Origin of the sequence: Candidatus Endomicrobiellum cubanum, from assembly GCF_031278955.1 — a bacterium.
Classification (GTDB): Bacteria; Elusimicrobiota; Endomicrobiia; order Endomicrobiales; family Endomicrobiaceae; genus Endomicrobiellum; species Endomicrobiellum cubanum.
The window spans coordinates 1-26,814 of sequence record NZ_JAITJM010000002.1; the positions used below are offsets into that span (position 1 = coordinate 1).

At 30.4% G+C, this 26,814-nt stretch carries 30 protein-coding genes and 1 pseudogene; 28 read left to right on the plus strand and 3 right to left on the minus strand.

The genetic code is table 11. The annotated features are described in order from the left end of the window. A pseudogene (locus tag LBD57_RS00175) lies at nt 1–108 on the minus strand (hypothetical protein); the annotation flags it as partial. Nucleotides 109–273: 165 nt separating this feature from the next. Between LBD57_RS00175 and LBD57_RS00180 the strand changes: the two are divergent. The 28 genes from LBD57_RS00180 (at nt 274) to LBD57_RS00315 (ending at nt 24,861) form a co-directional block, all read left to right on the plus strand. Next, entirely contained in the window at nt 274–528 is a 255-nt protein-coding gene (locus tag LBD57_RS00180) for a hypothetical protein (protein WP_373469334.1), read from the plus strand. Next, nucleotides 525–674, plus strand: a complete 150-nt coding sequence (locus LBD57_RS00185; protein WP_373469362.1) for a hypothetical protein — start codon at nt 525–527, stop codon at nt 672–674. The genes LBD57_RS00180 and LBD57_RS00185 overlap by 4 nt, the downstream gene beginning before the upstream one ends. Nucleotides 675–690: 16 nt before the next feature. Then, nucleotides 691–930, plus strand: a complete 240-nt coding sequence (locus LBD57_RS00190) for a hypothetical protein (protein WP_373469335.1) — start codon at nt 691–693, stop codon at nt 928–930. A 477-nt stretch (nt 931–1,407) separates the two neighbouring features. Then, nucleotides 1,408–1,995, plus strand: coding sequence for a YhfC family glutamic-type intramembrane protease (locus LBD57_RS00195; protein ID WP_373469336.1), 588 nt, complete (start codon nt 1,408–1,410; stop codon nt 1,993–1,995). A gap of 28 nt (nt 1,996–2,023) precedes the next feature. Continuing rightward, nucleotides 2,024–2,227: a hypothetical protein gene (locus LBD57_RS00200; RefSeq protein WP_373469337.1), complete on the plus strand. Its 204-nt coding sequence runs from the start codon at nt 2,024–2,026 to the stop codon at nt 2,225–2,227. 205 nt (nt 2,228–2,432) lie between these two features. Further along, entirely contained in the window at nt 2,433–2,762 is a 330-nt protein-coding gene (locus tag LBD57_RS00205) for a DUF4019 domain-containing protein (RefSeq protein WP_373469338.1), read from the plus strand. Between the two features lie 387 nt (nt 2,763–3,149). After that, nucleotides 3,150–3,419 carry a biotin/lipoyl-binding protein gene (locus tag LBD57_RS00210; RefSeq protein WP_373469339.1) on the plus strand — a complete coding sequence of 90 codons (270 nt, stop codon included), beginning with the start codon at nt 3,150–3,152 and terminating at the stop codon, nt 3,417–3,419. A gap of 211 nt (nt 3,420–3,630) precedes the next feature. Then, nucleotides 3,631–4,851, plus strand: coding sequence for an exodeoxyribonuclease VII large subunit (gene xseA / locus LBD57_RS00215; RefSeq protein WP_373469340.1), 1,221 nt, complete (start codon nt 3,631–3,633; stop codon nt 4,849–4,851). Next, the gene (gene xseB, locus LBD57_RS00220) at nt 4,844–5,059 is read left to right on the plus strand and encodes an exodeoxyribonuclease VII small subunit (protein ID WP_373469341.1); all 216 of its coding nucleotides are present in this window, start codon (nt 4,844–4,846) and stop codon (nt 5,057–5,059) included. Before xseA ends, xseB begins: the two co-directional genes overlap by 8 nt. Before the next feature lie 5 nt (nt 5,060–5,064). Next, a complete protein-coding gene (locus tag LBD57_RS00225; RefSeq protein WP_373469342.1) occupies nt 5,065–5,958 on the plus strand; it encodes a polyprenyl synthetase family protein in 894 nt (297 codons plus the stop codon). A gap of 45 nt (nt 5,959–6,003) precedes the next feature. After that, entirely contained in the window at nt 6,004–7,848 is a 1,845-nt protein-coding gene (gene dxs, locus LBD57_RS00230) for a 1-deoxy-D-xylulose-5-phosphate synthase (RefSeq protein WP_373469343.1), read from the plus strand. 14 nt (nt 7,849–7,862) lie between these two features. Further along, entirely contained in the window at nt 7,863–8,639 is a 777-nt protein-coding gene (locus LBD57_RS00235) for a TlyA family RNA methyltransferase (RefSeq protein ID WP_373469344.1), read from the plus strand. Next, nucleotides 8,623–8,844: a nucleotidyltransferase family protein gene (locus LBD57_RS00240; protein ID WP_373469345.1), complete on the plus strand. Its 222-nt coding sequence runs from the start codon at nt 8,623–8,625 to the stop codon at nt 8,842–8,844. Before LBD57_RS00235 ends, LBD57_RS00240 begins: the two co-directional genes overlap by 17 nt. 135 nt (nt 8,845–8,979) lie before the next feature. After that, on the plus strand, nt 8,980–9,126 hold the full coding sequence (locus tag LBD57_RS00245; RefSeq protein WP_373469363.1) for a DUF86 domain-containing protein: 147 nt from the start codon (nt 8,980–8,982) through the stop codon (nt 9,124–9,126). 5 nt (nt 9,127–9,131) lie between these two features. Then, complete coding sequence (locus tag LBD57_RS00250) at nt 9,132–9,269, plus strand: HepT-like ribonuclease domain-containing protein (RefSeq protein WP_373469346.1); 138 nt, start codon at nt 9,132–9,134, stop codon at nt 9,267–9,269. 7 nt (nt 9,270–9,276) lie between these two features. Continuing rightward, complete coding sequence (gene leuS / locus LBD57_RS00255; protein ID WP_373469347.1) at nt 9,277–11,724, plus strand: leucine--tRNA ligase; 2,448 nt, start codon at nt 9,277–9,279, stop codon at nt 11,722–11,724. A gap of 27 nt (nt 11,725–11,751) precedes the next feature. Then, complete coding sequence (gene lptE, locus LBD57_RS00260) at nt 11,752–12,333, plus strand: LPS assembly lipoprotein LptE (RefSeq protein ID WP_373469348.1); 582 nt, start codon at nt 11,752–11,754, stop codon at nt 12,331–12,333. Further along, nucleotides 12,333–13,352 (plus strand): DNA polymerase III subunit delta, encoded by a 1,020-nt coding sequence (holA, locus tag LBD57_RS00265; protein ID WP_373469349.1) that lies wholly within the window; start codon nt 12,333–12,335, stop codon nt 13,350–13,352. The genes lptE and holA overlap by 1 nt, the downstream gene beginning before the upstream one ends. Before the next feature lie 20 nt (nt 13,353–13,372). Continuing rightward, complete coding sequence (locus LBD57_RS00270; RefSeq protein ID WP_373469350.1) at nt 13,373–14,779, plus strand: hypothetical protein; 1,407 nt, start codon at nt 13,373–13,375, stop codon at nt 14,777–14,779. Between the two features lie 104 nt (nt 14,780–14,883). Further along, the gene (locus LBD57_RS00275; protein WP_373469351.1) at nt 14,884–15,921 is read left to right on the plus strand and encodes an autotransporter outer membrane beta-barrel domain-containing protein; all 1,038 of its coding nucleotides are present in this window, start codon (nt 14,884–14,886) and stop codon (nt 15,919–15,921) included. Nucleotides 15,922–15,953: 32 nt separating this feature from the next. After that, nucleotides 15,954–16,940, plus strand: coding sequence for an AAA family ATPase (locus tag LBD57_RS00280; RefSeq protein ID WP_373469352.1), 987 nt, complete (start codon nt 15,954–15,956; stop codon nt 16,938–16,940). Between the two features lie 26 nt (nt 16,941–16,966). Next, nucleotides 16,967–17,848 (plus strand): DUF58 domain-containing protein, encoded by an 882-nt coding sequence (locus LBD57_RS00285; protein WP_373469353.1) that lies wholly within the window; start codon nt 16,967–16,969, stop codon nt 17,846–17,848. 14 nt (nt 17,849–17,862) lie between these two features. Next, nucleotides 17,863–18,747, plus strand: coding sequence for a hypothetical protein (locus LBD57_RS00290; protein ID WP_373469354.1), 885 nt, complete (start codon nt 17,863–17,865; stop codon nt 18,745–18,747). Beyond that, entirely contained in the window at nt 18,744–19,748 is a 1,005-nt protein-coding gene (locus LBD57_RS00295; protein WP_373469355.1) for a VWA domain-containing protein, read from the plus strand. The genes LBD57_RS00290 and LBD57_RS00295 overlap by 4 nt, the downstream gene beginning before the upstream one ends. A gap of 296 nt (nt 19,749–20,044) precedes the next feature. Next, nucleotides 20,045–21,172, plus strand: a complete 1,128-nt coding sequence (locus LBD57_RS00300) for an ATP-binding protein (RefSeq protein ID WP_373469356.1) — start codon at nt 20,045–20,047, stop codon at nt 21,170–21,172. Between the two features lie 38 nt (nt 21,173–21,210). Beyond that, a complete protein-coding gene (locus LBD57_RS00305; protein WP_373469357.1) occupies nt 21,211–22,203 on the plus strand; it encodes a VWA domain-containing protein in 993 nt (330 codons plus the stop codon). Then, nucleotides 22,200–23,090: a tetratricopeptide repeat protein gene (locus LBD57_RS00310; protein WP_373469358.1), complete on the plus strand. Its 891-nt coding sequence runs from the start codon at nt 22,200–22,202 to the stop codon at nt 23,088–23,090. Before LBD57_RS00305 ends, LBD57_RS00310 begins: the two co-directional genes overlap by 4 nt. Nucleotide 23,091: 1 nt before the next feature. After that, the gene (locus LBD57_RS00315) at nt 23,092–24,861 is read left to right on the plus strand and encodes a BatD family protein (protein WP_373469359.1); all 1,770 of its coding nucleotides are present in this window, start codon (nt 23,092–23,094) and stop codon (nt 24,859–24,861) included. Between the two features lie 141 nt (nt 24,862–25,002). Here LBD57_RS00315 and LBD57_RS00320 read toward each other — a convergent pair whose 3' ends face one another. Both LBD57_RS00320 and LBD57_RS00325 read right to left on the minus strand, forming a co-directional pair. Then, nucleotides 25,003–26,289, minus strand: a complete 1,287-nt coding sequence (locus tag LBD57_RS00320; protein WP_373469360.1) for an ATP-binding protein — start codon at nt 26,287–26,289, stop codon at nt 25,003–25,005. A gap of 160 nt (nt 26,290–26,449) precedes the next feature. Then, on the minus strand, nt 26,450–26,814 hold a 365-nt coding region (locus tag LBD57_RS00325), incomplete at its 5' end, for a PD-(D/E)XK nuclease domain-containing protein (RefSeq protein ID WP_373469361.1).

Consider the following 26,814-nt stretch of genomic DNA (forward strand, 5'->3'; position numbering starts at 1 on the left):
TGGTTCAAATTGATAAGGGGATAATATTTCTATTGCATCCCCCTTTTTTAGTTTATGCTTTAATTCTATAGTTAACATACCATCTTTATTGTCTGTTATAATTCCAGCGTTCCTGTAATTACTTAAGTGTTAAATAGACTTTAATTATGAGCAAAGAGAATTGCCTCTGGTATATTATCTAAAGGGAATAAGGATAGTCTGCAGGAAGTAAAAGCTCTGACTTTTTCATACAGAATTATAGCAAATTGTCAATTTAGGAATAGTGTGTAAAAAATGCTGCAATTTATCCCTCAAGCAAGAGGATTAGAAAATTCTGATCTTATTATTTCGTCACTTGAGGAATATGAGTTTCAGTGGATGTTGAGAGAGGCTAGAAAAAGATGTCCTCATATAAACATAGAATATGGAGATCCTCTTGAGCATATTTTTTCATACATTATACAGGGTATTGATAATCCAATAGTTGAAATAAGGCCAAATGGTGATTTTGCAATTTCACCATATTTACAATTATTTTTGGTAATATAAAAAAGTCTTCTTTAAAAGAAGCATGGAATAATGAATTGAAAAATGCTTGGAGAAATAAAAAAGTCCATGAGTTTTGTGCTAACATAAAAAATATTTCTGATTTATCAAAATTCAAAAATCCTTGTAAAGATACAATTGCACTTTAAAAAAGGAGGTAACAAAATGTCTTCATTGGGTATGCCTATAGCGGTTCCTGTTGCAGTTGTTTCAGTAGCAGCTAATGTTAATGTCTTAATTAACATAAATGTGAATGTGAGTACGAGTTACAATTATAGTTATTTGACTAACGTATCAACAGTGACGACGATGAACATTGCCGTAGTAGCTGCTGCAACTGCCAATGTAAGGGGAGGAAAATTTAAGATATATTGCAAAAACAGACAAGTCTTTTTTTCACTATAAGCAATTCAGTCTATGAGTTTTTAAAACGCGTAGAATTTTTTATTGGATAAGGAAGATTTTGTTTTTTTTGGAGTATCTTTTTTCTGACAGTTATTTTTTTGATGGATAATATAAAATTAATGAATCTAAGTATTGTCACTTATATTTAGATTTCTCTAAAATTAATGTAAATTTGAAAGGAGCCTTTCATACTATTAGAACCTGTAATACGGTACATGATTAAAGAATTTTGAAGAAGCGATATATATGAAAAAAATGTGTGTTCAATAAAACATAATACGACTGGAAAATATTGCTTTTTTGCAGTAATTTTGAAAAGATGGACAAATTTAAGACATAGTTTTAGTAAGACTTAAAAAAATATAACATTTATGCATGATATATATTTTGCAACATTAATTAGTATTGTTATTTTAGTTCTTGTTTATCTTGTTTTAACAAAAAAAACAAGATTGCATAAATATTTCAATAGTAATATTGTTTGTTATTTCACTTTTTGAGTCATACTTAGCATTTCACTATATAAGAATTCCATTAGATGATTTGATAAAGTATTACGCAAATATTATTCCTATATGGTATTGTTTTATCACATTTCTATATGCTCCAGTTATAGAAGAAATAGCCAAAATATTACCAATTTTAGTATTCCCAGTATACAAAAATAACATTACAAAAGAAAATATAGTTTTATATGGGAGTGTAATAGGGTTAGGCTTTGGCATAGGAGAAATGTTTTTAATATCATCTTTTATTGTTAAAGATATAGCTTTTATAGGTTACAAATGGTATCACTTTTATGGATATATTTACGAGCGTATTATAAGTTGTTTTTGTCATCAAATTTTTACAATAGTTGCTTTAAGTGGAATAGAAAAATGTGATATTAAATATTTGCTTTATGCTATGGTGCTTCATGCAATTTTAAATATACCGGCATTTCTTTACCAAGGTGGTTTTATTAATGCCAACTCTAATTTTGTACAATATTTTTTATTGTGCTACCCTCTAATATTTGTAGTTGCTATTGTAGCAACTTTTTTCTACGTAAAAAAAGGTAAATAGGATTAGTTTCGCGCGTGAATAAAAAAATATGGGCGATAGTATAAGTAACAGTCACATAACACGAATGGATAATAAAATATTCAGGACGACATTGGTTCAGGTAGCGTTGACAACGGTAAAGTATAATCAGTATTTAAGAAACTTTTATTTGAAATTAAAAAACAAGAAAGAAAACGGAAAGGCAATAATAGCAGTAGCAAGAAAGATGTTAGAGATAATAACCAGACATTAAAAAACATGTGGGAATTTGAGGATTTTAACAATTGGATGTTAAAATAAAAATACAACTGAAAAATCAGAGTAGATTTTAAAACTTACACTTGATTTTTATCATGGGGGTAGAAATAATGAAAAAAATATTTATGATAAGTGCTTTGTTAATTGTTTCTATTTTTAATTATGCATGTGTTAGAAAAATTCCAAATGGTTATGCTTAAATGGCCAGAACATCTTCTCTTTCATGGCTTACCTTGCAAGATGAATATAAATATGCACAAGGGTATGATGAAACATCTAAGTATTTCAGAGATAATGTAAAAAAAGGCGAGTGGATATCATCTTTAAATAATTTACGTAGAACTCTTGGAGACTTTAAAAAAAGGAAAGAGAGATATATAGCATATGAAACAAAACTATCCAATTCCCCAGAAGCAGAATACATTATAATTCGTTACGAAACTCTTTTTAAAGAGAAGACAATAATTGAAACTGTAGTTTTAATGAAAGAAAATAATAATTGGAAGGTTTCTGGGTATTATTTAAAATGATCTGTTATAACGTATGCTAAGGAAGTACAATGAAAAATGTTTTAATCACATAAACTTTGATGCGAAAAACAACAGGAAAGCATAGTCCTGGAAATCTACACGCTACGTTTGAATGAGGCGGGTGATGGAAACGTAGATCAAACCTGTAAGATGCTGAGGGTATGAGGGTAAAATCCCTTGGTCTACTCGATCATAACAAGTCGAATATAAAAAATTTATTGGCCAATTAGAGATATTACAAACGGCAATAGTTGAGATTGCACAAAAGAGACATGTTGCAAACCTGTTATTACAAACTTGGTTAAACTGCTAAAAATACTTGGGGTCTAAACGCGTAAGTCAGGTGCTAACATTTACTTACTTGATTATTGATTATAAGGCATGCATATGAATACTAAAATCAAAAAATTTCTCTTTTTGAATTTGTATTATTTACTTTCAGCACTAATTTTATTTTTTATTGGAGTTTTTGTTCCGATCCCTTGGACCATTACTTCTTTTGGTATAACAGATGCTGTCAACAAAGCATTAATAAAATCGAAAGTTGTTGGTGTCTTGTCAGAGATTTATGGGAAAGAAGGCAATACTGTCAAAAGTGGTCAATTGTTGGCGGTTATTAAAGATATTGAAAGTGAAATTTTAGTAATAAATCAATAAATGAATTTGAACTCATTTCAATAGCGCTTGCTTTTTGCTTTTCAGGGTTTCCCGGTTTAATGTTTGGAGTGTGGCCTGCAAAAAGCCTCTAAATTGAGTCCTCTAGAAGCGTTGAGATACGATTAACAAGACATTGAAATTTACTAACAGTTTTGTTTTTGCATTTAAGTAGATTTGGTATAATATTTAGAGTAAATTTAGAAATATATATATGAATATAGAATTAAATAATGAACAAGATCGTTTGATATACACGGTTTCTAAAATAAGTAATGAAATTAAACTTATTTTAGAAGATTCTTATCCTGCTGTTTGGGTACGAGGTGAAGTATCTAATTTTAGGCTTTATAGTTCTGGTCATATGTATTTTAATATAAAAGATTCAGATAGTCAGATAAAAGCTATAATGTTTAGAAATACAAATGTTGGTTTAAATTTTAAACCAACAGACGGTAATGAAGTTTTAATTTTTGGGAGAATAAGTACTTATCTAAAAAGTGGTGATTACCAGATAATTGTCAGTCATATGGAACAATTTGGGCAGGGTGCTTTATATAATGCGTATGAAAAACTAAAAAATAAATTAGAAGAAGCCGGGCTTTTTGAACAAAAATATAAGAAGAAAATTCCAGATATTGTTAATAAAATAGCCATTGTAACTTCTAAAGAAGGAGCAGCTCTGTATGATATTTTAAAGGTTATAGATACTTTAAATATTGATGTTGAGATATTAATATGTCCTACAAGAGTACAGGGTAAGGGAGCAGATAAAGAAATTGTTAAAGCCATAGAATATTTAAATATACATCATAGAAATTTAGATGTTTTGCTTTTAGGAAGAGGTGGTGGACAAATAGAAGATTTATGGGCGTTTAATAGTGAAGATGTCGCAAAAGCAATCTTCAATTCTAAAATACCAATAGTTTCTTGTGTAGGGCACGAAATAGATTTTACTATAGCAGACTTTGTTTCAGACTTGAGAGCCCCAACCCCATCTGCAGCGGCAGAAATTGTTTTAAGAAAAAGGATAGAACTTCAAAGACAATTAACATCTTTAAAAGCAAATCTCTATAATGCTATAAATAATACTTTAGTTTATTGTAACCAGTCTCTACAAAGACTTAAAAACTCGAAAGCTTTAACTAACCCTCAAGACTTATATAAAGAAAAAATAGATTATATTAATGAGTTATCTAACAAACTTTTAAAAAATATTGAAAGGATTGCTAATTATAAAACAGAAAAGTTTGAAAATATTAAACATAAACTCCAGATTTTATCTCCTTATAATGTTTTTAAAAGAGGTTTTTCTATTTGTTTTGACGAAAATAATAAAATTATTAAAGAATCAAAAGATATTGAAATGGGCAAACAAATAAAAGTACAATTAGCAGTTGGTAATTTGTATGCAGAGGTAAAAAAATATGACTAAAAGGCAATCTCTGAATTTTGAAAAGTCTTTAAGTAGACTTGAAGAGATAGTTTCTCAAATAGAGAATACTTCTTTAGATTTAGATAAAGCTTTAGAACTTTTTAAAGAGGGAGATGCTCTTGTAAAAGAATGTTCTTTAAAACTTAAAGAAGCTAAGAAAAAAATTGAAATTATAACTTCTTGTGGCGTAGAGGATTTTAAGGAGTAACTATTTTGAAAAATATAAATATAAAAACATATTTATCCCAAAAAGCAGAATGTGTAAATATCGCTTTAAAAAAGTTTTTGCCTAAAGATAATTCTATAATTTCCCAAGGGATGCGCTATAGTGTTTTAATTGGAGGTAAGCGACTTCGCCCTATTTTTGTTATTTTAGCTGCAGAGCTTTTTGGAGTTAAATCTAAAGATGTAATGCCAGCTGCTTGTGCTGTTGAATACTTACATACATATTCTTTAGTTCATGATGATTTACCAGCTATGGATAATGATGATTTACGTAGAGGCATGCCTACAAATCATAAAAAGTTTGGAGAAGCATCTGCTATTTTATGCGGGGATGCGCTCCTCACCGAAGCTTTTAATCTTATAACAAAATCTAAAAGCAAACCAGAGTATATAGTTGAAGCTATACAAATTCTTTCAACCTATAGCGGTTATAAAGGCATGATTGTTGGCCAAGGGGAAGATATTTTCCAAACAGGTAAATGGAGTGAGCAAAAGAAAACTTTTTTAGATAAAAAATTAAAATTTATACAAACTCAAAAAACAGCAGCGTTAATAGTGGCAAGTTTAAAAATTGGAGCAATTTTGGCTGGAGCAAACAAAAAAAGTATAGAAGCACTCAAAGAGTATGGTTTAAATGTAGGTATTGCTTTTCAAATAATGGACGATATTTTGGACGTGTACGCTGATAAAAAACTTTTAGGCAAGAAAGGTAGTGATATAGATAATGACAAACTTACAGCATTGTTGTTGTATGGCAAAGATCTAGCGCGAAAGAAAGCTAACTTGCATCTTCAAAAAGCAAAAAAAGTGATTTGTGTTTTTGGACAAAAAGCAATAACACTTGATTTGCTTGCTGATTATATTGTAAGTAGGGCATATTAATTTATAGGGTTTTTAGACTTCCTAGTATAGGCATAAATTGGAGAAATGGTGAAAATATTAGATACGATAAACAGTCCACAAGATTTAAAAAAGATAAAAAAGGGAGATCTTCCTTTTTTAGCACAAGAAATTAGAACAGAAATAATAAACACTATTTCAAAAAATGGTGGCCATTTAGCTTCAAGTTTAGGTGTTGTAGATTTAACAATAGCAATACACTATGTTTTTAATTCTCCAGAAGATAAAATAATTTGGGATGTTGGTCATCAAGCATATGCGCATAAAATTATCACAGGAAGAAGAGAGAAATTTGAAACTATAAGGATGCATAATGGTTTAAGTGGGTTTCCAAAAATAGAAGAGTCTTGCTATGACTCTTTTGGTGTCGGACACGCTTCAACTTCAATTTCGGCAGCTTTAGGTTTTACAGTGTCAAGAGATTTGAAAAATGAAGAACACAAAGTAGTTGCAATTATTGGCGACGGTTCTATGACAGGAGGTCTTGCTTTTGAAGGGCTGCAAAATGCAGGACATTTAAAAAAAGATATGCTGGTAATATTAAATGATAATGAAATGTTTATTTCTCAAAAAGTTGGTGCTGTTGCAGGTTATTTTGCCAAACTTTTAACTGCTGGAATGACAAGAAAGTTTGAAGAAAAGGTTATTAAAACAGTTAGTAGATTTCACGGATTTGGAGCATCTTTTAGAAAGTTATTAAAAAGAGCAAAAGTAATGCTGTTTCCTGGCATGCTTTTTGAAGAAATGGGTTTTACATACTTCGGGCCTGTACAAGGGCACAACATAGATAGTTTGACAGTTATTTTAGAAAATATAAAAGGTATGAAAGGTCCAATCCTTTTGCATGTTGTTACTAAAAAGGGAAAAGGTTATTTTCCAGCAGAAAACGATCCCATTAAATTCCACGGAGTTGGAAATTTTAATGTGCAAACTGGTACATCTGAAAAGAAGCAAGTTGTTACATACACAAAAGTTTTTTCAGACACTTTAGTTAAACTAGCACAAACTGATGAAAAAATTACAGCAATAACAGCAGCTATGCCTGAAGGGACTGGCTTAGACAAATTTGCAAAGAAGTTTCCTGAGAGATATTTTGATGTTGGCATTGCAGAAGGACATGCTGTTACATTTGCAGCGGCTCAGGCAGCAGCAGGATTAAAACCAATATGTGCAATATATTCTACTTTTATGCAAAGAGCAATAGATAATATAATACACGATGTCGCCTTACAAAAATTGCCTGTGATTTTTGCTTTAGATAGGGCAGGTCTTGTCGGAGAAGATGGAGGTACTCATCATGGAGCTTTTGACTTGTCGTACCTAAATTTTATTCCAAATCTAGTGATAATGTCACCTGCAGATGAAAATGAATTGCAGCACATGCTAAAAACAGCTTTAAGTTCTCGTAAGCCGTGTGCAATAAGATATCCAAGAGGAGAAGGTCTTGGCGTAAAACTAGATAAATCTCCACATATACTTCAAATAGGCAAAGGTGTTATTTTAAAAGAAGGAGAAGATATTTGTTTTCTTGCGATAGGAAACCATGTAACTACTTGTATGCAAGCAGCAGAGCTTTTAGCAGCCAAAAATATAAAAGCTTCTGTTGTTAATATGAGATTTTTAAAGCCATTAGATGTAAAACTTATAAAAGAGATTTTTTCAAAAATTAAGAAGTTTATTACTGTAGAAGAAAACTCACTAATAGGTGGTTTTGGTGAAGTTGTTAAGGCTATTCTGTGTGGTACTGGAGCAATTGTAGAGTCTTTAGGCCTTCCTGACAAATTTATAGAGCATGGCAATTTAAAAATTTTAAGAGAAAAATGTGGACTTACTGCAGAAAATATAGTCCAAAAAGCTCTAGAGATCTTCTAGAGAGTCTCCTAGATATGGAAAAGAAAAAAAGCACAAAACGTTTAGATGTTACAATTTTTGAAAAAGGGTTAGCGCAAACTCGTACTAAAGCTCAAAGTTTTATAATGGCAGGGAATGTTTTTGTCGATGGAGAAGTCAAATATAAATCTGGAATTTTAATCGATGAAAATGCTTTAATAGAAATTAAAAACATAAATCCGTATGTTTCTAGAGGTGGTTTGAAATTAGAATCTGCTTTAAATGCCTTAAGTGTTTCTGTGAAAGGATATATTTGTTTAGATATAGGTGCATCAACTGGTGGTTTTACAGATTGCATGCTTCAAAAAGGAGCAATAAAGGTTTATGCAGTAGATGTTGGATTTGGGCAACTGCATTATACATTAAGAAACGATAGTCGTGTTATAAATATAGAAAATGTTAATTTTAGATATTTTGACACTTCAATTTTAAAAGATAAAATAGATTTTACGACAATAGACGTTTCTTTTATATCTCTAGATAAAATTTTACCTATAACATACAATGTCGTTAAAGAAGACGGTTTTGTTTTGGCTATGATAAAACCTCAATTTGAGCTAGATTGCAAAGAAATAAAAAAGGGCGTTGTAAGAGATGAAAGTTTAAGACAAAAAGCAATAGGTAAGATAAAAAAAGTAGCTTTAGATTTAGGTTTTAAAATTATTTCTGAAGTAGATTCAGGCCTTAAAGGTCCTAAGGGTAACTTAGAACATTTTGTTTTATTACAAAAAGAACAGATATTATTTGGAGTAAAAAATGGCAGAATTAAATAATATTTTAATTAAATTAAAAAAACAGAAATCTTTGCTGAAAAAATCATATAAAGTAAAAAATCTAGGTGTTTTTGGTTCATATTCAACAGGAAAGCAAACTGAAAAAAGTGATTTAGATATTCTTGTTGAATTTTCAAAACCTATAGGTTTGTTATCTTATCTAACTCTTGAAGAAAAATTGAGTAAATATACAGGGAAAAAGTAGATTTGGTAATGAAATCAGCATTAAAGCCGAAGATAGGTGAAAGGATTTTAAATGAGGTTATATATGTCAAATAAGAGGGAATAGATAGATTATATACAAGACATTATTTCTTCATGTAAAGATATTAAGGTTTTTATAAAGTCTTTTTCAAAAGAAGATTTTGAGAATGATAAAAGAACAGTGTATGCCACAATAAGGGCTATTGAAATCATTGGAGAGGCTTCAAAGAAAATACCTTTAAGTTTTCGTGCCGATTATCCAAAATCCCATGGGAACAAATAGCTGGGATGAGAGATAAGTTGATTTACGATTATTTGGGTGTTGATATTGATGTTTTATGGGAGACAGCTAAATCTGATATACCACATATTAAAATTGAATTCGAAAACATAATTAAAGATATAAAAAAATACAGTGTTGATTGAGGAGAAAATGGCAGAGTATAATCATTTAGAAATAGAAAAAAAATGGCAAAAAATATGGACAGAAAACAAAGTTTTTGAAAGTAAAGAAAGTTCAAGTAAAGAAAAATATTACTGTTTAGAAATGCTTCCTTATCCGTCTGGGAATTTACATATGGGACATGTTAGAAACTATAGTATTGGTGATGTTTGTGCGCGTTTTCATAGGATGAAGGGAGAAAATGTTTTATATCCCATAGGATGGGACGCTTTTGGATTACCTGCAGAAAATGCTGCTATAAAAAACAACGTTCATCCTGTAAAGTGGACTAAACAAAATATTTCACGCATGAAAGAACAATTAAAATCTTTAGGGATTTCTTATGATTGGAGCAGAGAAATTGCAACATGCGATCCGGAATACTATAAGTGGACTCAATGGCTTTTTATAAAAATGTGGGAGAAAGGCTTAGTTTTTAGAAAAAGTGCTAATGTTAACTGGTGTCCATCTTGTCAAACTGTGCTTGCCAATGAACAAGTCTCAAACGGTGTGTGCTGGAGATGTGAGAGTCATACAGAACATAGAGAACTGGAACAATGGTTTATAAAGATTACAGCTTATGCTGATGAACTTTTAGAAGGGCATAAACAACTTACTGGCTGGCCTGAACAAGTGTTGTCTATGCAGAAAAATTGGATAGGTAAGTCTTGTGGAGCAGAGATATGTTTTACAATTTCAGGTACAGACAAAAAACTAAAAATATTTACAACAAGACCAGATACTATTTTTGGTGTAACTTTTACAGTTGTTGCTCCAGAACATGAAATTATTAGCAAGATGAAACCGAAAATTCTAAATTATGATAAAGTGGCAGAATATATTCTTGCTAGTAGCAGAAAGTCAAATATAGAAAGATCTGCAAGTAAAGAAAAAACAGGGATAAGGTTAGAAGGGATTAATGCTATAAACCCAGCTACAGGAAAAGAGATTCCTATTTTTACAGCAGACTATGTTTTAACTGGGTATGGAACTGGGGCGATTATGGCTGTTCCTGCTCATGATCAGAGAGATTGGGAATTTGCAAAAAAATACAATATTCCTATTGTAGAAGTTATAAAAAGTAACAACTCTAACATAACAGAACATGCTTATGAAAATGAAGGGGAACTTATAAATTCAGGACAATTTAATGGTATAAAATCTACAGAAGCTTTTGATACAGTTATACAATGGGTTCAAAAACAAGGCTTTGGAAAAAGAACTATAAATTTTAAACTCAAAGATTGGCTTATATCTAGGCAAAGGTATTGGGGTACGCCAATACCTTTTATTCATTGTGATAAATGTGGTATTGTAGCTGTTCCAGAAAAAAATTTACCTGTATCCTTGCCAGAAGATGTTAAATTTACAGGACAAGGAGAGTCTCCATTAAAAACAAGCAAAACTTTTGTAAATGTTAAATGTCCAAAATGTGGTATGGATGCAAAAAGAGAAACAGATACGATGGATACTTTTGTTGATTCTTCATGGTATTATGCAAGATACTGTGATGCACATAATATTGATTTTGCTTTTGACAGTTCGAAATTAAACTATTGGATGCCTGTAAACCAGTATATTGGTGGGATAGAACATGCATGCATGCATTTAATATATGCAAGGTTTTGGTATAAATTTATGAGAGATTTAGGTATTGCAAAGCATGATGAACCATTTACAAATCTTTTAACTCAAGGGATGGTGACGTTAGGTGGAAGTGCAATGTCTAAGTCGAAAGGTAATATTGTAAGTCCTGACGAAATAATCCCTAAATATGGTGCGGATACTTTGAGGCTTTTTATTCTTTTTGCTGCGCCTGTAGAAAAACAGATTGATTGGTCATCAGATGGTATTGAAGGATGTTGGAGATTTATAAATAGAATTTGGCGTCTTTTTGATGTTGTAAGTACCAAATCTGTAGAAGTTGCCTGTCAAAAAAATAAAGATGAACTATTAAAATTAATGCATAAGACTATTAAGAAAGTTACTTGCGATGTTGAAAAACTACAACTAAACACAGCGATTTCTTCTGTTATGGAGTTAGTAAGTGGTTTATATGCTTATAAATATCATTCAAATGACGAAGGTGTGTCTTTAGAAGTATATAAAACAGTGATTCTTTTAATGGTGCCTTTTACTCCGCATCTTTGCGAAGAAATATGGGAAAAATTAGGTTATAAAGAATGTGTGTCAACATATACATGGCCTGTTTTTGATGAAAATATGATAAAAGAATCTTTCATAGAACTTCCAGTCCAGATTAACGGGAAATTAAAGGGAAAGGTACTTGTGCCTGCAGACATACAAGAAACAGAAGTTAAAAATATTGTAACTGCGAATAATAAAATTATGGTACATTTAAAAGGTAAACAGATAACAAAATTTATATATATAAAAAATAAAATAGTTACAATAGTAATTAAAGATTTACACATTTAATACATAGTTAAATAATTTGGAGGTAATGTGAAAAAAATTATAGTAAATATTTATATAGTACTTGTGTTTTGTATATTTTTTACATCTTGTACGTCTATATATACTCCAGCAGATCAGATAATTCCAGAACATATTAAAAACATATACATTCAGCCTGTTATTAATGCTACAAACCAGTTTGGCATAGAGTCAAGTTTTACAAACTATATAATAGATGAATTTATGATGGATGGTCGTTTATCTATAGTAAATTCTCCCAACGAAACTGATGCTATTGTTACAGTCACAGTAAAAAGATATATGTTAGAACCATTGCCAATATATGATGTTAACGGTGTAATAGAACAATATAAACTTTGGGTAATAGCTAGTGTGTCTTTACTCGATAAAGATAACAATATAAGTCTTTGGACAGAACCAAATTTGGAAGGTATACAAATCTATAGAGATACAACGAGAAGACAGTCTGGGGATTCTTTTGGTGATGGGATGACAGAAGAAGATGCAAGACAGCTTGTTTGGGCTAAAATGTCTAGAAATATTGTAAGGCGTGTTATAAAAGGTTTTGGTTCAGTTACAAGTATTTCATCAAAAAAGGTTCCGTCTTAATGCCTATTTTAAGAATAGCAGATTTTAACAAGCTAATATCTTCAAAAAAAATATTTCCAGTTTATTTATTTACTGGAGAAGAGACATATTTTTTAGATACTTGTCTTAAAGCAATAGAAAAAGTTGTTAATGTAGATAATTTAAATAGAGAAATTTTTTATGCTCAAGAAGTTTCTGCACAAGATATTTTAAATGCGCTTCAGACATTGCCTTTTTTAAGTGAAAAAAGATTGATTATTGTTAAAGGGGTAGATAAAATAAAAGTTTCTGATGTTACTCCTCTTTCAAGTTATTTGCTAAATATTGTAGAAACTTCGGTATTGGTTTTGCTTTACAATGGCAATTATAAAAAGGAAACTATTACTAAAAGAAAAGAGTTAATTAGTAATTGCATATTTTCAAAAAATTGTGTGTCGGTGGAGTGTAGAAAACTGTACGAAAATGAAGTAAAAGGGTTTATAAAAAATGAATTTGGTTTTAGAAAAAAAAGTATATCTTATGACACTATTTTGAAAATGCTCAATAACAATGGGACAGATCTGCTAAGTATTGTAAACGAAATAGAAAAAGTATGTCTTTTTGTTGGAGAAAAAAGAAAAGAAATTAATCAGGAAGACTTGGACTTAATTAGTGGCTACACAAAAGAATTAAATATATATTCTTTATCCTCTTGTATAGAATCAAAAGATTTAAAAAAAGCTTTGTTTATATTAAATAAACTTTTAATTCAAGGAGAAGAACCTGTTATGATTTTATCTGCTATTTCTTCTTCTATAAGGAAAATGCTTAATGCAAAAAGTATGCTAGAAGAGCATTCAATGCCAGTTGATCAAGTGGCTTCAAATCTTAAAATTCATAGTTTTTACAGCAGTGCTTTTTTTTCTAATTTAAAAAAGCATAGCATTAAAAAATTAAAAGAAGTTTTGAAAAAAAATTTAGAAGCAGACATAGCAATTAAAACAGGATTAGTAGATACCTCTTTTGCTTTAGAAAAGACTGTTATCTCTGCTTGTGCGTAATAAATATAATGGAGGTTGACATGAAATATATTTATGTAGTAATAAGTTTATTTTGCTTTGCACAATGTTTTGCAGGCCAAAATATTGACGTTGTTGTTGAAGTTACTACTGACGTTGCTGGCAATGGTAATGCGTCTAATAATGGTATTCGTCCATTTGATCGAGCCCCAATAGGCAATACCATAACTATAAGCAGTTCTGTAACAAGAAGTGTGTATGGTAGTTATGCTACAGGAGCAAATGTTGAAGTTAGCAGTAATATTGTGAATATGACTCAACTTGCTAATATTGGAGCAGAGGTTTATGGAGGTAGAGCTTCTACTGGAACTGTGTCAAGCAATGTAGTTAATGTTAATTTTGCAGTACCAGTGCCCATTTATGGAGCATATATTGATAATAATGGTTCATGTGTAAATAATATTGTTAATCTTAATGTCCCTAATGGAAATATTTATGGGGCTTATGGTTGCCAAATTTGTAAAGAAGCTGAGGGAAATGTTGCGTATAATATTGTTAACATAAACATAGGTAATGGTGATTCTGGTACCATTTATGGAGCTTATATTTCTACAGCTAGTGCACAAACTGTGATAGCTTATAACAAAGTTATAATTCAAATTAGTAGTGGTAATATGTGGGAAGGCTTAGGAGCGCAAATTGAGAATGGGGAATGTAAATTTGAAGGTAATGAAGTAATTGTTGATGTAAATGGAACTATATCAGGTGATATTTGTGGCGTACAGGCTGCTAACAGTGGTGCTAATGCATATAATAATAGTGTAATAATAAACAATGGTATTCTCGCAGACGCAGTTAATGTTTACGGGGCAAGTATAGATTATAACGGAGATGTAGTAGGCAATAGCATAATAATAAATAATGGGACCTTCAGACATATGATTATTGGAGGTATTACAGGCAGAGCTTTGTACAGAGCTGGTACTGGAAATGCTATTAACAATACGGTTACAATCAATAATGGAGTTGTTATTCATGGCATGGGAGGTGGATTTAGCATTATAGGTGGAAGTTCTGGTGGTGGTAATTCTACAGGAAATAAAATTATAATCAATGGTGGAACTATTGCTGCTGACAGAATATTTGCAGCTGAATCAGATGTAGGAAATGCAGTAAATAATACAGTTACAATTCAAGGAAATGCGGATGTTGATGCAGATCTTCTTTGCGGTGGCTTTGTTTGGAGCAATCCTAATGCAGACATGTTTACTGGCAATACATTAAATTTAGATATAACAGGTGTTATGGCCAATGGATTAGACCACTTTGAAACTTATAATTTTTATTTACAAGAAAATAGCAGTAACACTCCTCTGATTACCGTTAGAAAAGGCGGTAGCGTAATACCAGAGGGGGGGGGGGTGCCCAAACTACTGGCGGAGCAGTTAATCTTGAAAATACTAATATAAACGTATACATATCTTCTAATTCAAAAGTAAACAAGGGCGACAGTTATATACTTATCAGGAGTACCAATGGAATATCTGGCACTCCAAAAAATGTTGATAGTTTTATGCAAAAAGGGTTGGCTGTATATTATAATTACGATGTAAATATAACAGATACTGAGCTTATCGCCCAAATAAATCAAGACGGTAGAGTTAATCCTGTGTTCCCAAGAGGGTATAGTGCAAGCATTGCATTTTTAAATTTAGGTGCAGATCTTGTAGTTGGCACAGGAATGCAAGAAATTGTAAAATTAAATAGTTTTGATAGACATGCTGTAAATTCTTTTGGTGTATTTTCTGGACAGAAATATAATTATGGCAGAGGGAATAATTCAAATGTAAATATAGAGGGCACTTCATTGCTTGCGGGCCTTACAACAAAATGGTTTGATATAAAAAGTAATCTTTTCATAAATGGACTATTTTTTGAATATGGCAATAGCAATTTTGACTTTAAAGAAGAATTTATTGGTGGTCATAAGCCTTTAGTTAAGTCTCAAGGAAGTGGTTCTTATGCTGGAGGCGGTCTACTTGGACGGCTGAATCTTCTTGATAATGCTTATTGCGAAACTTCCATAAGAGCTGGACAAACAAGGCTAGATTGCAATAGGAGTGATTTAAAAGATCCTGTCACGGGAATGGAAGCTAAATATAATTATGAGTCGTTGTATTTCGGTTTGCATTTGGGTGGTGGATACATACACAGATTTAGCAATAATTTAAGAGCGGACTTTTATGGCAAATATATATATACTCATCAAAATGCAAAAGAAGTGGTGTTGCCAACAGAAGAAAAATTAAAGTTTGATGGAATAAATTCTCAAAGGATTAAATTAGGTACAAGGTTTGACTATTTACTAAATAAAAAGATTATTTCTGATATTTATGCAGGTATTGCATTAGACCATGAGCTTGATGGAGAAGTTAAAGTAACTAGTGATACTATAAGTGGTATTAATTCAAACTTAAAAGGAAGCAGTGTGGCAGGAGAATTTGGATTAACGAAAAATATTGGCCGATTTAATTTAGATTTAGGTTTACAAGGATATGCTGGCAATAAAGAAGGTCTCAGAGGTGCTTTGAAAGTAGTTTATACATTTTAATAATTTTTATAAAATAGTTTGGAGGTTTTAAAATGGCAACAGATATTGATGAGTTAAACAACAAAATTTCGCAAGAAAGCATGCTTGTTTCAAAGATTTTAAATGAAATTTCGCAAGTTATAGTAGGACAAAAATATATTTTAGAGAAGATGCTAATAGGCTTGTTTTCAGGAGGGCATATCTTGCTTGAAGGTCTCCCGGGTCTAGCGAAAACTCTTGCAGTAAGAAGTCTTGCTCAAACAGTGCATGCAGATTATAAGAGAATACAGTTTACTCCTGATTTATTGCCATCAGATATAGTTGGAACTTTAATGTTTAACCCTCAAAATGCAAGTTTTTCTGTAAAAAAAGGACCTGTGTTTACGAATATAGTGCTTGCTGACGAAATAAACCGTGCTCCTGCAAAAGTTCAAAGTGCTTTGCTAGAAGCTATGCAAGAAAAGCAAGTTACAATTGGAGAAAATACTTACCAACTTCCAAAACCATTTTTAGTTATGGCAACACAAAACCCTATAGAGCAAGAAGGCACTTATCCTTTGCCAGAAGCTCAGGTAGACAGGTTTATGCTTAAATTAAAAATTTCCTATCCTACAAAAGAAGAAGAAAAGATTATTTTAGAAAGAATGACGCATTCAGTTCCGCAAATAAATGCAGTTTTAACTTTAGAAGATGTAGAAAGAATAAAGAATTTAATAGAGCAGATTTATGTTGATGAAAAGGTAAAAAATTATATAGTTGATATTGTTTTTTCATCTAGACAGCCTGAGGAGTACGAGCTTAAAGATTTCAAAAATTATATATCTTTTGGGGCTTCGCCCAGAGCAACTATTAATTTAACACTTGCTGCGAAAGTGTATGCGTTTTTACAAGGTAGGGGTTATGTAATTCCAGAAGATATAAAAGAAATAGGTTATGATGTTTTAAGACACAGAATTCTTACAACATATGAAGCAGAAGCAGATTCTATTACGTCAGATGATATAGTTACAAAAATCTTTTCAACTGTAGTGGTTCCTTAAAAAATATTGAATAACAGGGTACTGCCATGATGTTAGATAATATAGTAGAAAAACAAATACGGCAACTTGAAATAAAGTCAAATAAACTTGTAGATGAAATTTTTGCAGGCCAATATCAAAGTATTTTTAAAGGGCAGGGAATAGAGTTTGCTGAAGTTAGAGAATATCAAATAGGTGATGATTTTAGAGCTATTGACCGCAACGTTACAGCTCGTCATGGAAAACCCTATATAAAGCTTTTTGCTGAAGAAAGAGAACTTACAATAATTTTTCTTATAGATATTTCTGCATCGCAAAATTTTGGTGGTTTTGGAAAACTTAAATCTGAGATTGCTGCCGAAGTTGCAGCTTTGCTTGCATTTTCTGCTTTAAAAAACAATGATAGAGTTGGGATGCTATCTTTTACAGATAAAGTAGAAAAAATTATCACTCCCAGAAAAGGTAAAAACAATATTTTAAGAATTATAAACGAAATATTAAATTCTAAACCTGACGGAACAAAAACGTCCATATCAAAAGTTTTAAAAGCGCTTAATGGAATATGGCGTAAAAAAGCAATAGTATTTTTGATTTCAGATTTTCAAGATAAAAATTATAATAGAGATTTAATAATAACTTCTAAAAGACATGATTTAATATGTGTAAAAATAGAAGATCCAAAAGAAGTTTCTCTTCCTCAAATAGGTCTTATAGAAATGGAAGATCCCGAAACTAAAGATGTTATAATGGTAGATAGCAATGAAGCATCAGAACGTTTCCATCAAAAAAATAAAGATTTTAATGAGGTAACAAATAAAATATTTAAGGAAGCTAATGCAGATGTAATAAATTTAAATACAAATCAATCTTATGTGAAACCGTTAATAAAATTTTTTAAAGAAAGACATTTACGTAAATCTATCGCTTAATATTAAAGGTAAAAATGAAAAGACTTTCAAAAATTATTGTGTTAAAGAGATTTTTAACTTTATTACTTTTTATTTTTTGTGGGAATATATATGCACAAGAGAATATAAGTGGATATTTAAATAAAAACGAAATTTTTATTGGAGATACCGTAGATTTTACAGTGGTTGCACAATTAGAACAAGATGCTCAGTTAAGTGTAAATCAAAATTTTATTTTTGACGGTTTTGATATTCTAAGTTCAAATATTGAACATATCACGAGTGAAAAAAATATTTATAAGCTGCATTTTAAACTATTAGCTTGTAAGTTGGGGGATATTTTTATAGATTCAATTCCTGTATTTTTTATAAGTTCTGATGGAACTAATAACTTATTTTTTACTCCAAAAACAGAAATTGTAGTTAAAGGTGTTTTAGAGCAAAACGGAAATTACGATATAAAAGACATTAAGGCGCTAAAAAAAATCAAAGTGAAAACAGTGTACGTGTTGCTAATTTTTACGGTGATAATTCTTGTTATTTTATGTGTTTATGCGCTTGTTTATAGTTACATAAACCGCCCTAAGCTCGTAGTAATAGACCCCCAAACAGATGCATTAAATAAATTAAGTTTGTTGTATGAAAATAGAAATGATATTAAAGTGAAAGATTTTTATTATAAAATGTCAGAAATTTTAAGAATTTACGTATCTGAAAAATATAATTTTTATGCTTTAGAAATGACAACTTCAGAATTTTTAAAAAAAATGAAACCATTATTGCCTAACAGTATAGCTCCGTTGGAGTTTAAAAAATATTTGTCAGTATTTAATTTAGCAAAGTATTCTTCTTTTACTCCAAACGAAGCGGAAATAAAAAGAAATTACGATTTTACAAAAAATCTTTTGGAGCTTTTATGAGGTTTGCAAGTCCAATATTTTTTATAATATTTTTGCCCATTTTAATTTTTGCTTATTTTTACATAAATGTTTTTAAAACGAAATTATTTAAAACACATGTGGACTTTTCACGAGTAAAATTTTTACAGGAGCTTGTAAGTTTTAATTTAAAAGAGCATCTTTACAAGTTGTTACAGCTTTTAAAATATGTAGCTTTAATTTTTGCTGTTATAGCTTTAGCTAGACCACAAGAAGGGAAAGTATTTGAAGAAACTAACGATCAAGGCATAGACATTATTATGGCACTGGATACTTCTTCTAGTATGAGTTCTTTAGATTTTAAACCTCTTAATAGAATGGAAGCAGCTAAAAAAGTTACATGTGATTTTATAAAAGAACGTAAGTACGATAGAGTTGGACTTGTAATTTTTTCAGGACTTGCTTTTACACAATGCCCTTTAACTACCGATAAAACGTCGTTGATAGAATTTGTAAAAGACATAAATATAGGTGATACGGGTTTAGATGGTACAGCAGTTGGATCAGCTATAATGACATCTGTTAACAGATTAAAGGATTCTAAAGTTAAAAGCAAAATTATAATTGTTGTTACAGATGGCAATAATAATATGGGGGAGATTGATCCTATAACAGCTTCAAAAATAGCTCAAAGTTATAATATTAAAATTTATACTATTGGAGTTGGCAGCTTAGAAGGCGCTATTTACCAAATAAAAGATCCTTTTTTTGGAGTAAGGGAAGTTAGGTCAACACAAGATGCGATAAATGAAGATGCCTTAAAAGAAATTGCAGTAACAACAGGAGGTAAATATTTTAGAGCTCAAGATACAAAATCTTTTGAAGATATCATGCAACATATAAACAAACTTGAAAAGTCTGAAATAAAAGTTATTCAACACACATTATATAACGAGCTGTATAAATATTTTTTAATAATATCTTTGTGTCTGTTGATAATGACAGTTATTTTAGAAAATACTTATTTACGAAAACTGCCATAAATACTGTATGTAGATCAATACAGACATGTTCTATAAATTGTTGTGAGTTGCATTAAAGAGTTTTTAGAGAGGCCCTAAGGAAGTAAATATAAAATTTATCAAATGTAAGTAATTTGGAGGCAGGACATGTTAAATAATGAATTTACAACTACGGTTGCTACCATAAATAACTCCCCCCCCCCCCCCAAGAAGTCAATTGTGCTCAAGGAGCTGTTATATATTTCTGTGAGAGCCATAATAAAAGTGTTTATGAGAGATACTATATTCGTAGCACAACCGATTTTTTGCATAACTATATGGTTGAATCTATAGAAAGTACTTTATTGCAAAATATTATTGAACAACTCCCTTGTCATATTTATTGGATGAATCGCAATAATGTGTATCTTGGATGTAATGAAGCTCAGGCAAAAGATCTTGGTTTGCAATCAAAGGATAAATTTATTGGAAGAACAAATTTTGATTTTCATGACACTATCACTGCAAAAAAGTTAGATAGTATAAATGAATTTGTTATGTCTACCGGGAAGTCATACGAAGTAGAAGAGAATGGTTATGTTTTAGGAGAATGGAAGAATTGCTTGACAAAGAAAATTGCTCTTTTTGATTCATTAGGAAAAGTTGTTGGACTTTTAGGGGTTTCTTTTGACATAACTGCAAAAAAGAGATTAGAAGAGTTAAAGATAGAGGAGCTAAAAAATAAGATAAAAGCAAAAGAAGAATTATATAAAATAGCCAGAGAGGTGTCGCACGATATAGCATCACCAGTATCAGCATTAAAAGCTATAGAATACATTTATAAAGATAAGCTAGAAGCTCCTGATTTAAAGATGTTGAGTTCAGCAATAAAAAGCATAGAAGATATGGCAGGAAAAATGCTTACAAAGTATAGGGCGGTAAACGAAAGTATAGAAACAGGTAAAAAAGAGGTGGTTGATGATAAAGTAGAGGGAGAATATATTTCGTTGGATGTTATATTGCCAGATATAGTAGAAAACATGAAGTATAGCAATAATGAAGCAAATATAGAGATAAATAGAGAATACAAAGGTGATAGACCTGTATTTATAAAAGGAGAGTGTGGTAAATTTTTGAGAATGATGACAAATTTAATAAAAAACGCAATAGAAGCTGTAGAACAAGGGGAGAAGGCAAAAATAGAAGTGAGTTATGCAGTAAAAGATGAAGAGGTAGAAATAAAAGTAAAAGATAACGGGAAAGGAATGTCTCAGGATATGTTAGAAAAGATAATGAGAGGAGAAAAAGTGAGTACAACTAAAAGTTATGGGTACGGAATAGGGATGCAGCAGATAACAGGAACAATAAAATCAATGGAAGGACAGTTATTAGTGAGAAGTAAAGAAAATAAAGGTACAGAATTTATACTTAATTTTAAAAAAGTAGAAAGACCAAATCATTGTTAATAAGCAGTTTATCTTTTAAATAGTGCAGGATTATAAAAATGTTTGCAGATAAAAGTTATTTATTATTATTAATATTAATGCCGTTGCTTATACTATTTTTTTATATTGCTATTAAGAAGAGAAAAGATGCGCTTAATATGCTTATAGCAAATATTAATTTACTTTCTCTTTCAGAAGTTAACTTAAATGCGTACAAAATTAAAAGTATTTTATTTTTAATAGGAATTTTTTTCATAATTCTTGCTCTTGCTAGACCACAGTACGGCAACCAAAATATTAAAGTTGTAAAAGAATCAACTGAAATAGTGTTAGCGCTGGATGTCTCAAAAAGCATGTTAGCTCAGGATTTTAATCCTAACAGGTTAGAAAAGGCGAAGTCTATTGTTTTAGATATTGTTACAGAAAATCCTGGCGAAAAAATTGGTGTTATAGTTTTTTCTGGGGATGCCATGTGGCAGTGTCCAATGACCTATGACTTACAAGCTTTAAAAATATTTTTAGAAGATGTAAATGTGGGCGTTTTGCCAAGCGGAGGCACACAAGTAGGAAATGCTATTATTCTTGCCTGTAAAGCATTAAATACTAAATTGTCTAAGAGCAAGGTAATGTTTTTGATTTCTGATGGAGAGGATCACGATTCTAAAATAAATGAAGCTATCAGTATTGCTAAAAAAGTTAAATTAAAAATTATTTGTGTAGCGATAGGTTCTAAGGAAGGTTCTCCTATACCAGTTATGGATAATGCTGGGAAGCTTAAAGATTATGTTAGAGATAGCTCTGGGCAGGTAGTTGTAAGTAAAGTAAACTCTGAATTATTACAAAAAATAGCTCAAGAAACGGGAGGTAAGTTTTTTGATGCTTCACAAAAAAACATTTCTTATGATTTAGTAAAAACAATAAAAACTTTAGTAAAAAGTAATAGTGAAGTTGACGAAATAAATAATAAGATAGACAGGTTCCAAATATTTGTTTTGGCTGGTTTAATTTTTTTAATAGGCGCTCTTATATATCCTGTGAGGCGTAAAAGATGAAAAAAACGCTTATTTTGTTCAGCATTCTAATTTTTTTGATTGGATTTTTAGTGTTTCTTTTAATGCTTTCTTATAAAAATGTAAAAGATAACAATAAAGCTTTAAAGTATTTTAGTAAGGGCAGCTTTAAAGCAGCATCAGAAATTTTAAATAAAAAAGTAAAAGAGATACCTAATAATAATGATATTTTAATAAACTCTTCAGGCACAGATTATAAACTTAATAATTTTGATAGCGCTAAATCAAAATACAGTAAAGTTTTGAGTTCTACTATGTCTACTAAAACAGACAAGTTTGTTGCTTATTATGATTTGGGCAATGTTGAGTTTAAACAGGGGAACTTTAGTGATGCTGTAAAATTGTACAAGGAAGCTTTAAAAATAAATCCAGGGGATAATGATTCAAAATATAATTTGGAAATGGCTTTAAAAAAATTGAACGAAAAAAGTAACTCGCAAAATCCAGGAAAAGATAAAAAACAGGATCAAAACAAAGATCAACAGAATAAAAATGAGCAAGACTTAAAAAAACAGATGGAACAAAACGATAAAAAACAAGAAGACAACAAAAAACAGCAACAAGACCAAAAAAACCAAAAATCAAAAAAGCAAGAGGATTTGAAAAAAGAGAAAGAAGACCTCGATAAAAAAAGAAAGGAAATAAGTGATAAAATAAAAGATTTACAAGACAAAAAATCGCAGAAAAAAGAAAAGCAAGAAAATAAAAATGAACAGGGAAAAGAAAATAAAGAAAACAGCACAAAAGATAAAAAGGATATGCCAGCTTCAGTGCTTTTAAATTATTATAATGAATCAGATAAGAATAGCAATAGGCCTAAAAAGACTTTTAAAGGGTATCAATCTATTCAAACGCAAAAGGATTGGTAAAATGTTTAAAAAGATATACTTCCTTGTATTTTTTTCATTTTTGTCAATTATAGTTTATGCAGATTCAATTTCTTATAAAGCTACTGTAAATAGAAAAGAAGTGCCATTAAATGAGTCTTTTGTGTATTCAATTACATTAAGTGGAGACGGAGTCAATCTTCCTGAGCATCAAATATCAAATTTAACGGATTTTACAAAGTTTGGCACAGCTACTTCTCAAAGTATGTCTGTAATAAATGGCAAGACTAATGTGAGTATCACTTATAAATATACTTTGGGGCCAAAAAGAATAGGTAAATTTACTATACCTCCTGCAAAAATAACTTATAATAGCAAAACATATCTTACTGAGGCTTTAGATATTGAAGTTATTCCATCCAAAAGCGCACAAAGTTTACCTTATTCAAATTCAAACGATGTTAGTCGGCAAAGAGGGAATCAAAATCAGTCAAATCCTCAAGGCAAAGCTTTTGTAAAAGCTTCTGTTAATAAAAGAAGAGTTTATGAAAACGAAAAATTAATTTATAAGTTTAGTTTTTATACAAATGTAGATTTAATATCTAATCCAGAATATTTTTCACCTAATTTTGCTGGTTTTTGGAATGATGGCTCTAAGCCTAAAACCCATTTTGAAATTGTAGAGGGTATAAATTATCGGGTTGATGAAATAGAAACTGTGCTTTATCCTATAGAATTAGGTTTAAAAACCATACAACCAGCAAAAATAAAGATAGCTATAATGGATTTTTCTACGCCAGACGATATGGACGATTTTTTTAGTCTATTTTCAAGTATGGGTAGAGGACAAACTAAAATACTAGAAACAAAACCAATTAATATAGAGGTAGCCCCTTTACCAAAAACCGGGAAACCTGTTGACTTTTCTGGCGCAATTGGGGATTTTAAAATATCTGCCAGTTTAGATAAAAAACAAGCTCAAACAAATGATCCTGTAACTTTAATAGTTACTGTTAAAGGTAATGGAAATATGAAGAGCGTTAGTAGTATAAATGTTGGTTCTTATGAAGGTTTTAAAAAATATGAAACAATAGTTTCAAACAATTCTGAAAATTTAAAAGAATTTAAAACAATATTTATTCCCTTAGTTGCAGGTGTTCAGGAAATTCCATCAGTCGGTATTTCATTTTTTAATCCTGTAAAGAAAAAATACGAAACCATAAAAACTCCTGCTCAAAAAATTGAAATAACAGGAGAAACTGTTATTTCCGGAGACATTGAAGATATTAAATCTACTGGAAATGCTGTGAGGCAAGACATAAATTATAATAAACAAATTAAAGATATAAAGTTTCATAAAGGATATTTGCTAAACAATTCAAAATTCTATTTACTATTTGTGCCTTTTGGTGTTTTATTGATTTGCAGTATTTGTTATAAAATATACAAATATAAAAATGTTGATAGCAAATCAAACTTTAAAAAAATTAATTTACGTGATGTTAGAAAATTGATTAAAGAAGCTGAAATAGAAATTTCAAAAGATAATTATAAAAAATCATTGGAATTGCTAAACAGTGCGTTCACTAAATTTTTAAATGTTCAAGTAGATATACAGTCTCAACTTTTATCTAAAAATGCAGTAGCAGAAGAACTTAAAAAAGCAGGATTAAACAGCGAAATAATTGATAAAATATTAAAAATTGTTGAAGAATTTAATTTTTATAAGTATTCTTCGATAAATTTAAGCAAAGAATATGTTTGTAAAGTGTTAAACGAGGTTAAATGTATTATAACTGATATAGAATTTTAAATTTCATAGGCAAGAGAAATGTTAGTTAATCCATAAAAGTGAAGATGAAATAGAGAAAGGATCTAAATCGAATCAGGCTGTAGTCACTTTTACATAAAAGGCACCCACGCAAGTCTTTTATTATATAGTGGAATAAAAAACTTACATATTTTCTAACGATAAACCTTGAAATTCAATTTTATAATTTTTTAACTGAGTGCTGATTTTAGTAAATTTTGCCATTACTAAGTCATAATTTATTTTTTTAGAATTTCTTTTGACTTCTGCAACAATGGCAGTTTTGTTTAAATCGTTGACAGCTACAACATCTATTTCGTTTTCGCCTTTGTTGTCCCAGTAAGAACCTAAATTAGTCCATTTCCCATCTTGGCTCAATTTATCCTTAAAGTAATTCTCCAGAACCTGTCCGCTGTACTGCTCGTAATTTTTCATTATTATTTCTTTTAATAATGTAAATTGTTCCTGTTCTATAAGGTATTGGTTGGGGTATAAAAATCTAAAATAAAAACTTAAATAATTGTCGTTTATTTGCCAATGCGTGTTTCGGCTTTCAGGTTTTGAAAAAATAGGTTTTTTACGCGAAAGTAAAGAAAATTTTTTTTCCAAATTTAACAAATATGCTCCCGTATTTTTTTCTATTATTGAGTCTATTTCACTTTGCGTGTTTTTGCCATTGGAAATCAACTGCAAAATAGAGAAATATGTTCCGTAATCTTTGCCAAGTTCGGAAATCAAAATATCTTTTCCTTCGCTTAAAAATAAAGAATCTGTTCGGACAACATGATCTATCATTTTGCTTTTTGAAACAGCTTTAGCATCCATAAGGACTGATATGTATTTAGGCACTCCGCCAGTAAGCATATAAAGGCACAGTAAATCGTCAGGAGTATATTTTCTGTTATTGTCCTTTAAGATTTGTTTTATAATTTCTATTTTAAACGGTTTTAAGATAATTTTTGAATTTTCAAAAATTTTAACAAGCATTGAATAAATTGAACCGCAGACTATTAAATTAAGTTTCGTTTCATCTTTATATCTGTCCCACAGATTTTGTATATCGCTAAATATTGAAGGATTCACTCTTTCAAATTCTTGAAATTCGTCTATTACAAGTGTGTATGGCGTATCTTTTGCAAATTTCATCAAGCTTTCAAATAATTTTCTAAAATTTTTAATTTCTCCGAAAATTTCCAACCCGAGAACATTTTTTACTTCTTGTTGAAACTGTTTACAAAGTACGGCTTCGTTTTGTCGAGCTACGAAAAGGTATAAAAATTTCTCTTTTTGTGTTTTTGCACTTTCTAAAAGCAAAGCCGTTTTTCCAAGCCTGCGACGTCCAATAAGCAATGCAAAAGAACTAGATTTTTTAGAGACTTTGTTTAATTCTTTTAAAATTTCAAACTCTTCTTTTCTGTCATAAAACTTCATAACACCTCTCAGAAAACGCCAAATAACTTAACAGCTATTAAATTAACTTGTATTATCTTAATTGTTTGATAGTCTTTTGTCAAGACAATAACATGAATCTATGTTAGACTTGTAAATAAAAAACGCAATAATTTAGTTTAATTTTAATATGTCCTACGTTTTAAGATCTCTCAAGCATACAAGCAATATCTTTGTTCTCACTAAACACTATACCTAAAAGTATTGGATTATTACTTAAATACTTCACATAGTACTTCTTTTCTCTTATCTGCCCTATCGCTTCTTCTAATTCTTTCTCTGCTTTGTTGTGTTTGCTGTATTTTATCTCTACTACTATTATCTTTTCCCCGTTTTTTAATACCACGTCTGCTCTACCTACGTTTGTATGTACTTCTACTTCCGTTTCAAATCCTGATAAACGCATTGCAATCACAAACAATGATTGTCTTTGCCCTTCTTGTTTTGTGTCTGCATCATATACTGCATTTGCATACAACTCAGTTAAGCTATCTTGTAACTCTTTAC

Coding starts and splice junctions, on each gene's coding strand:
- LBD57_RS00180 (WP_373469334.1), top strand. CDS start 274: ATGCTGCAATTTATCCCTCAAGCAAGAGGATTAGAAAATTCTGATCTT.
- LBD57_RS00190 (WP_373469335.1), top strand. CDS start 691: ATGTCTTCATTGGGTATGCCTATAGCGGTTCCTGTTGCAGTTGTTTCA.
- LBD57_RS00200 (WP_373469337.1), top strand. CDS start 2,024: ATGGGCGATAGTATAAGTAACAGTCACATAACACGAATGGATAATAAA.
- LBD57_RS00205 (WP_373469338.1), top strand. CDS start 2,433: ATGGCCAGAACATCTTCTCTTTCATGGCTTACCTTGCAAGATGAATAT.
- LBD57_RS00210 (WP_373469339.1), top strand. CDS start 3,150: ATGAATACTAAAATCAAAAAATTTCTCTTTTTGAATTTGTATTATTTA.
- xseA (WP_373469340.1), top strand. CDS start 3,631: ATGAATATAGAATTAAATAATGAACAAGATCGTTTGATATACACGGTT.
- xseB (WP_373469341.1), top strand. CDS start 4,844: ATGACTAAAAGGCAATCTCTGAATTTTGAAAAGTCTTTAAGTAGACTT.
- dxs (WP_373469343.1), top strand. CDS start 6,004: ATGGTGAAAATATTAGATACGATAAACAGTCCACAAGATTTAAAAAAG.
- LBD57_RS00235 (WP_373469344.1), top strand. CDS start 7,863: ATGGAAAAGAAAAAAAGCACAAAACGTTTAGATGTTACAATTTTTGAA.
- LBD57_RS00240 (WP_373469345.1), top strand. CDS start 8,623: ATGGCAGAATTAAATAATATTTTAATTAAATTAAAAAAACAGAAATCT.
- LBD57_RS00250 (WP_373469346.1), top strand. CDS start 9,132: ATGAGAGATAAGTTGATTTACGATTATTTGGGTGTTGATATTGATGTT.
- leuS (WP_373469347.1), top strand. CDS start 9,277: ATGGCAGAGTATAATCATTTAGAAATAGAAAAAAAATGGCAAAAAATA.
- holA (WP_373469349.1), top strand. CDS start 12,333: ATGCCTATTTTAAGAATAGCAGATTTTAACAAGCTAATATCTTCAAAA.
- LBD57_RS00270 (WP_373469350.1), top strand. CDS start 13,373: ATGAAATATATTTATGTAGTAATAAGTTTATTTTGCTTTGCACAATGT.
- LBD57_RS00275 (WP_373469351.1), top strand. CDS start 14,884: ATGCAAAAAGGGTTGGCTGTATATTATAATTACGATGTAAATATAACA.
- LBD57_RS00280 (WP_373469352.1), top strand. CDS start 15,954: ATGGCAACAGATATTGATGAGTTAAACAACAAAATTTCGCAAGAAAGC.
- LBD57_RS00285 (WP_373469353.1), top strand. CDS start 16,967: ATGATGTTAGATAATATAGTAGAAAAACAAATACGGCAACTTGAAATA.
- LBD57_RS00290 (WP_373469354.1), top strand. CDS start 17,863: ATGAAAAGACTTTCAAAAATTATTGTGTTAAAGAGATTTTTAACTTTA.
- LBD57_RS00295 (WP_373469355.1), top strand. CDS start 18,744: ATGAGGTTTGCAAGTCCAATATTTTTTATAATATTTTTGCCCATTTTA.
- LBD57_RS00300 (WP_373469356.1), top strand. CDS start 20,045: ATGGTTGAATCTATAGAAAGTACTTTATTGCAAAATATTATTGAACAA.
- LBD57_RS00305 (WP_373469357.1), top strand. CDS start 21,211: ATGTTTGCAGATAAAAGTTATTTATTATTATTAATATTAATGCCGTTG.
- LBD57_RS00310 (WP_373469358.1), top strand. CDS start 22,200: ATGAAAAAAACGCTTATTTTGTTCAGCATTCTAATTTTTTTGATTGGA.
- LBD57_RS00315 (WP_373469359.1), top strand. CDS start 23,092: ATGTTTAAAAAGATATACTTCCTTGTATTTTTTTCATTTTTGTCAATT.
- LBD57_RS00320 (WP_373469360.1), bottom strand. CDS start 26,289: ATGAAGTTTTATGACAGAAAAGAAGAGTTTGAAATTTTAAAAGAATTA.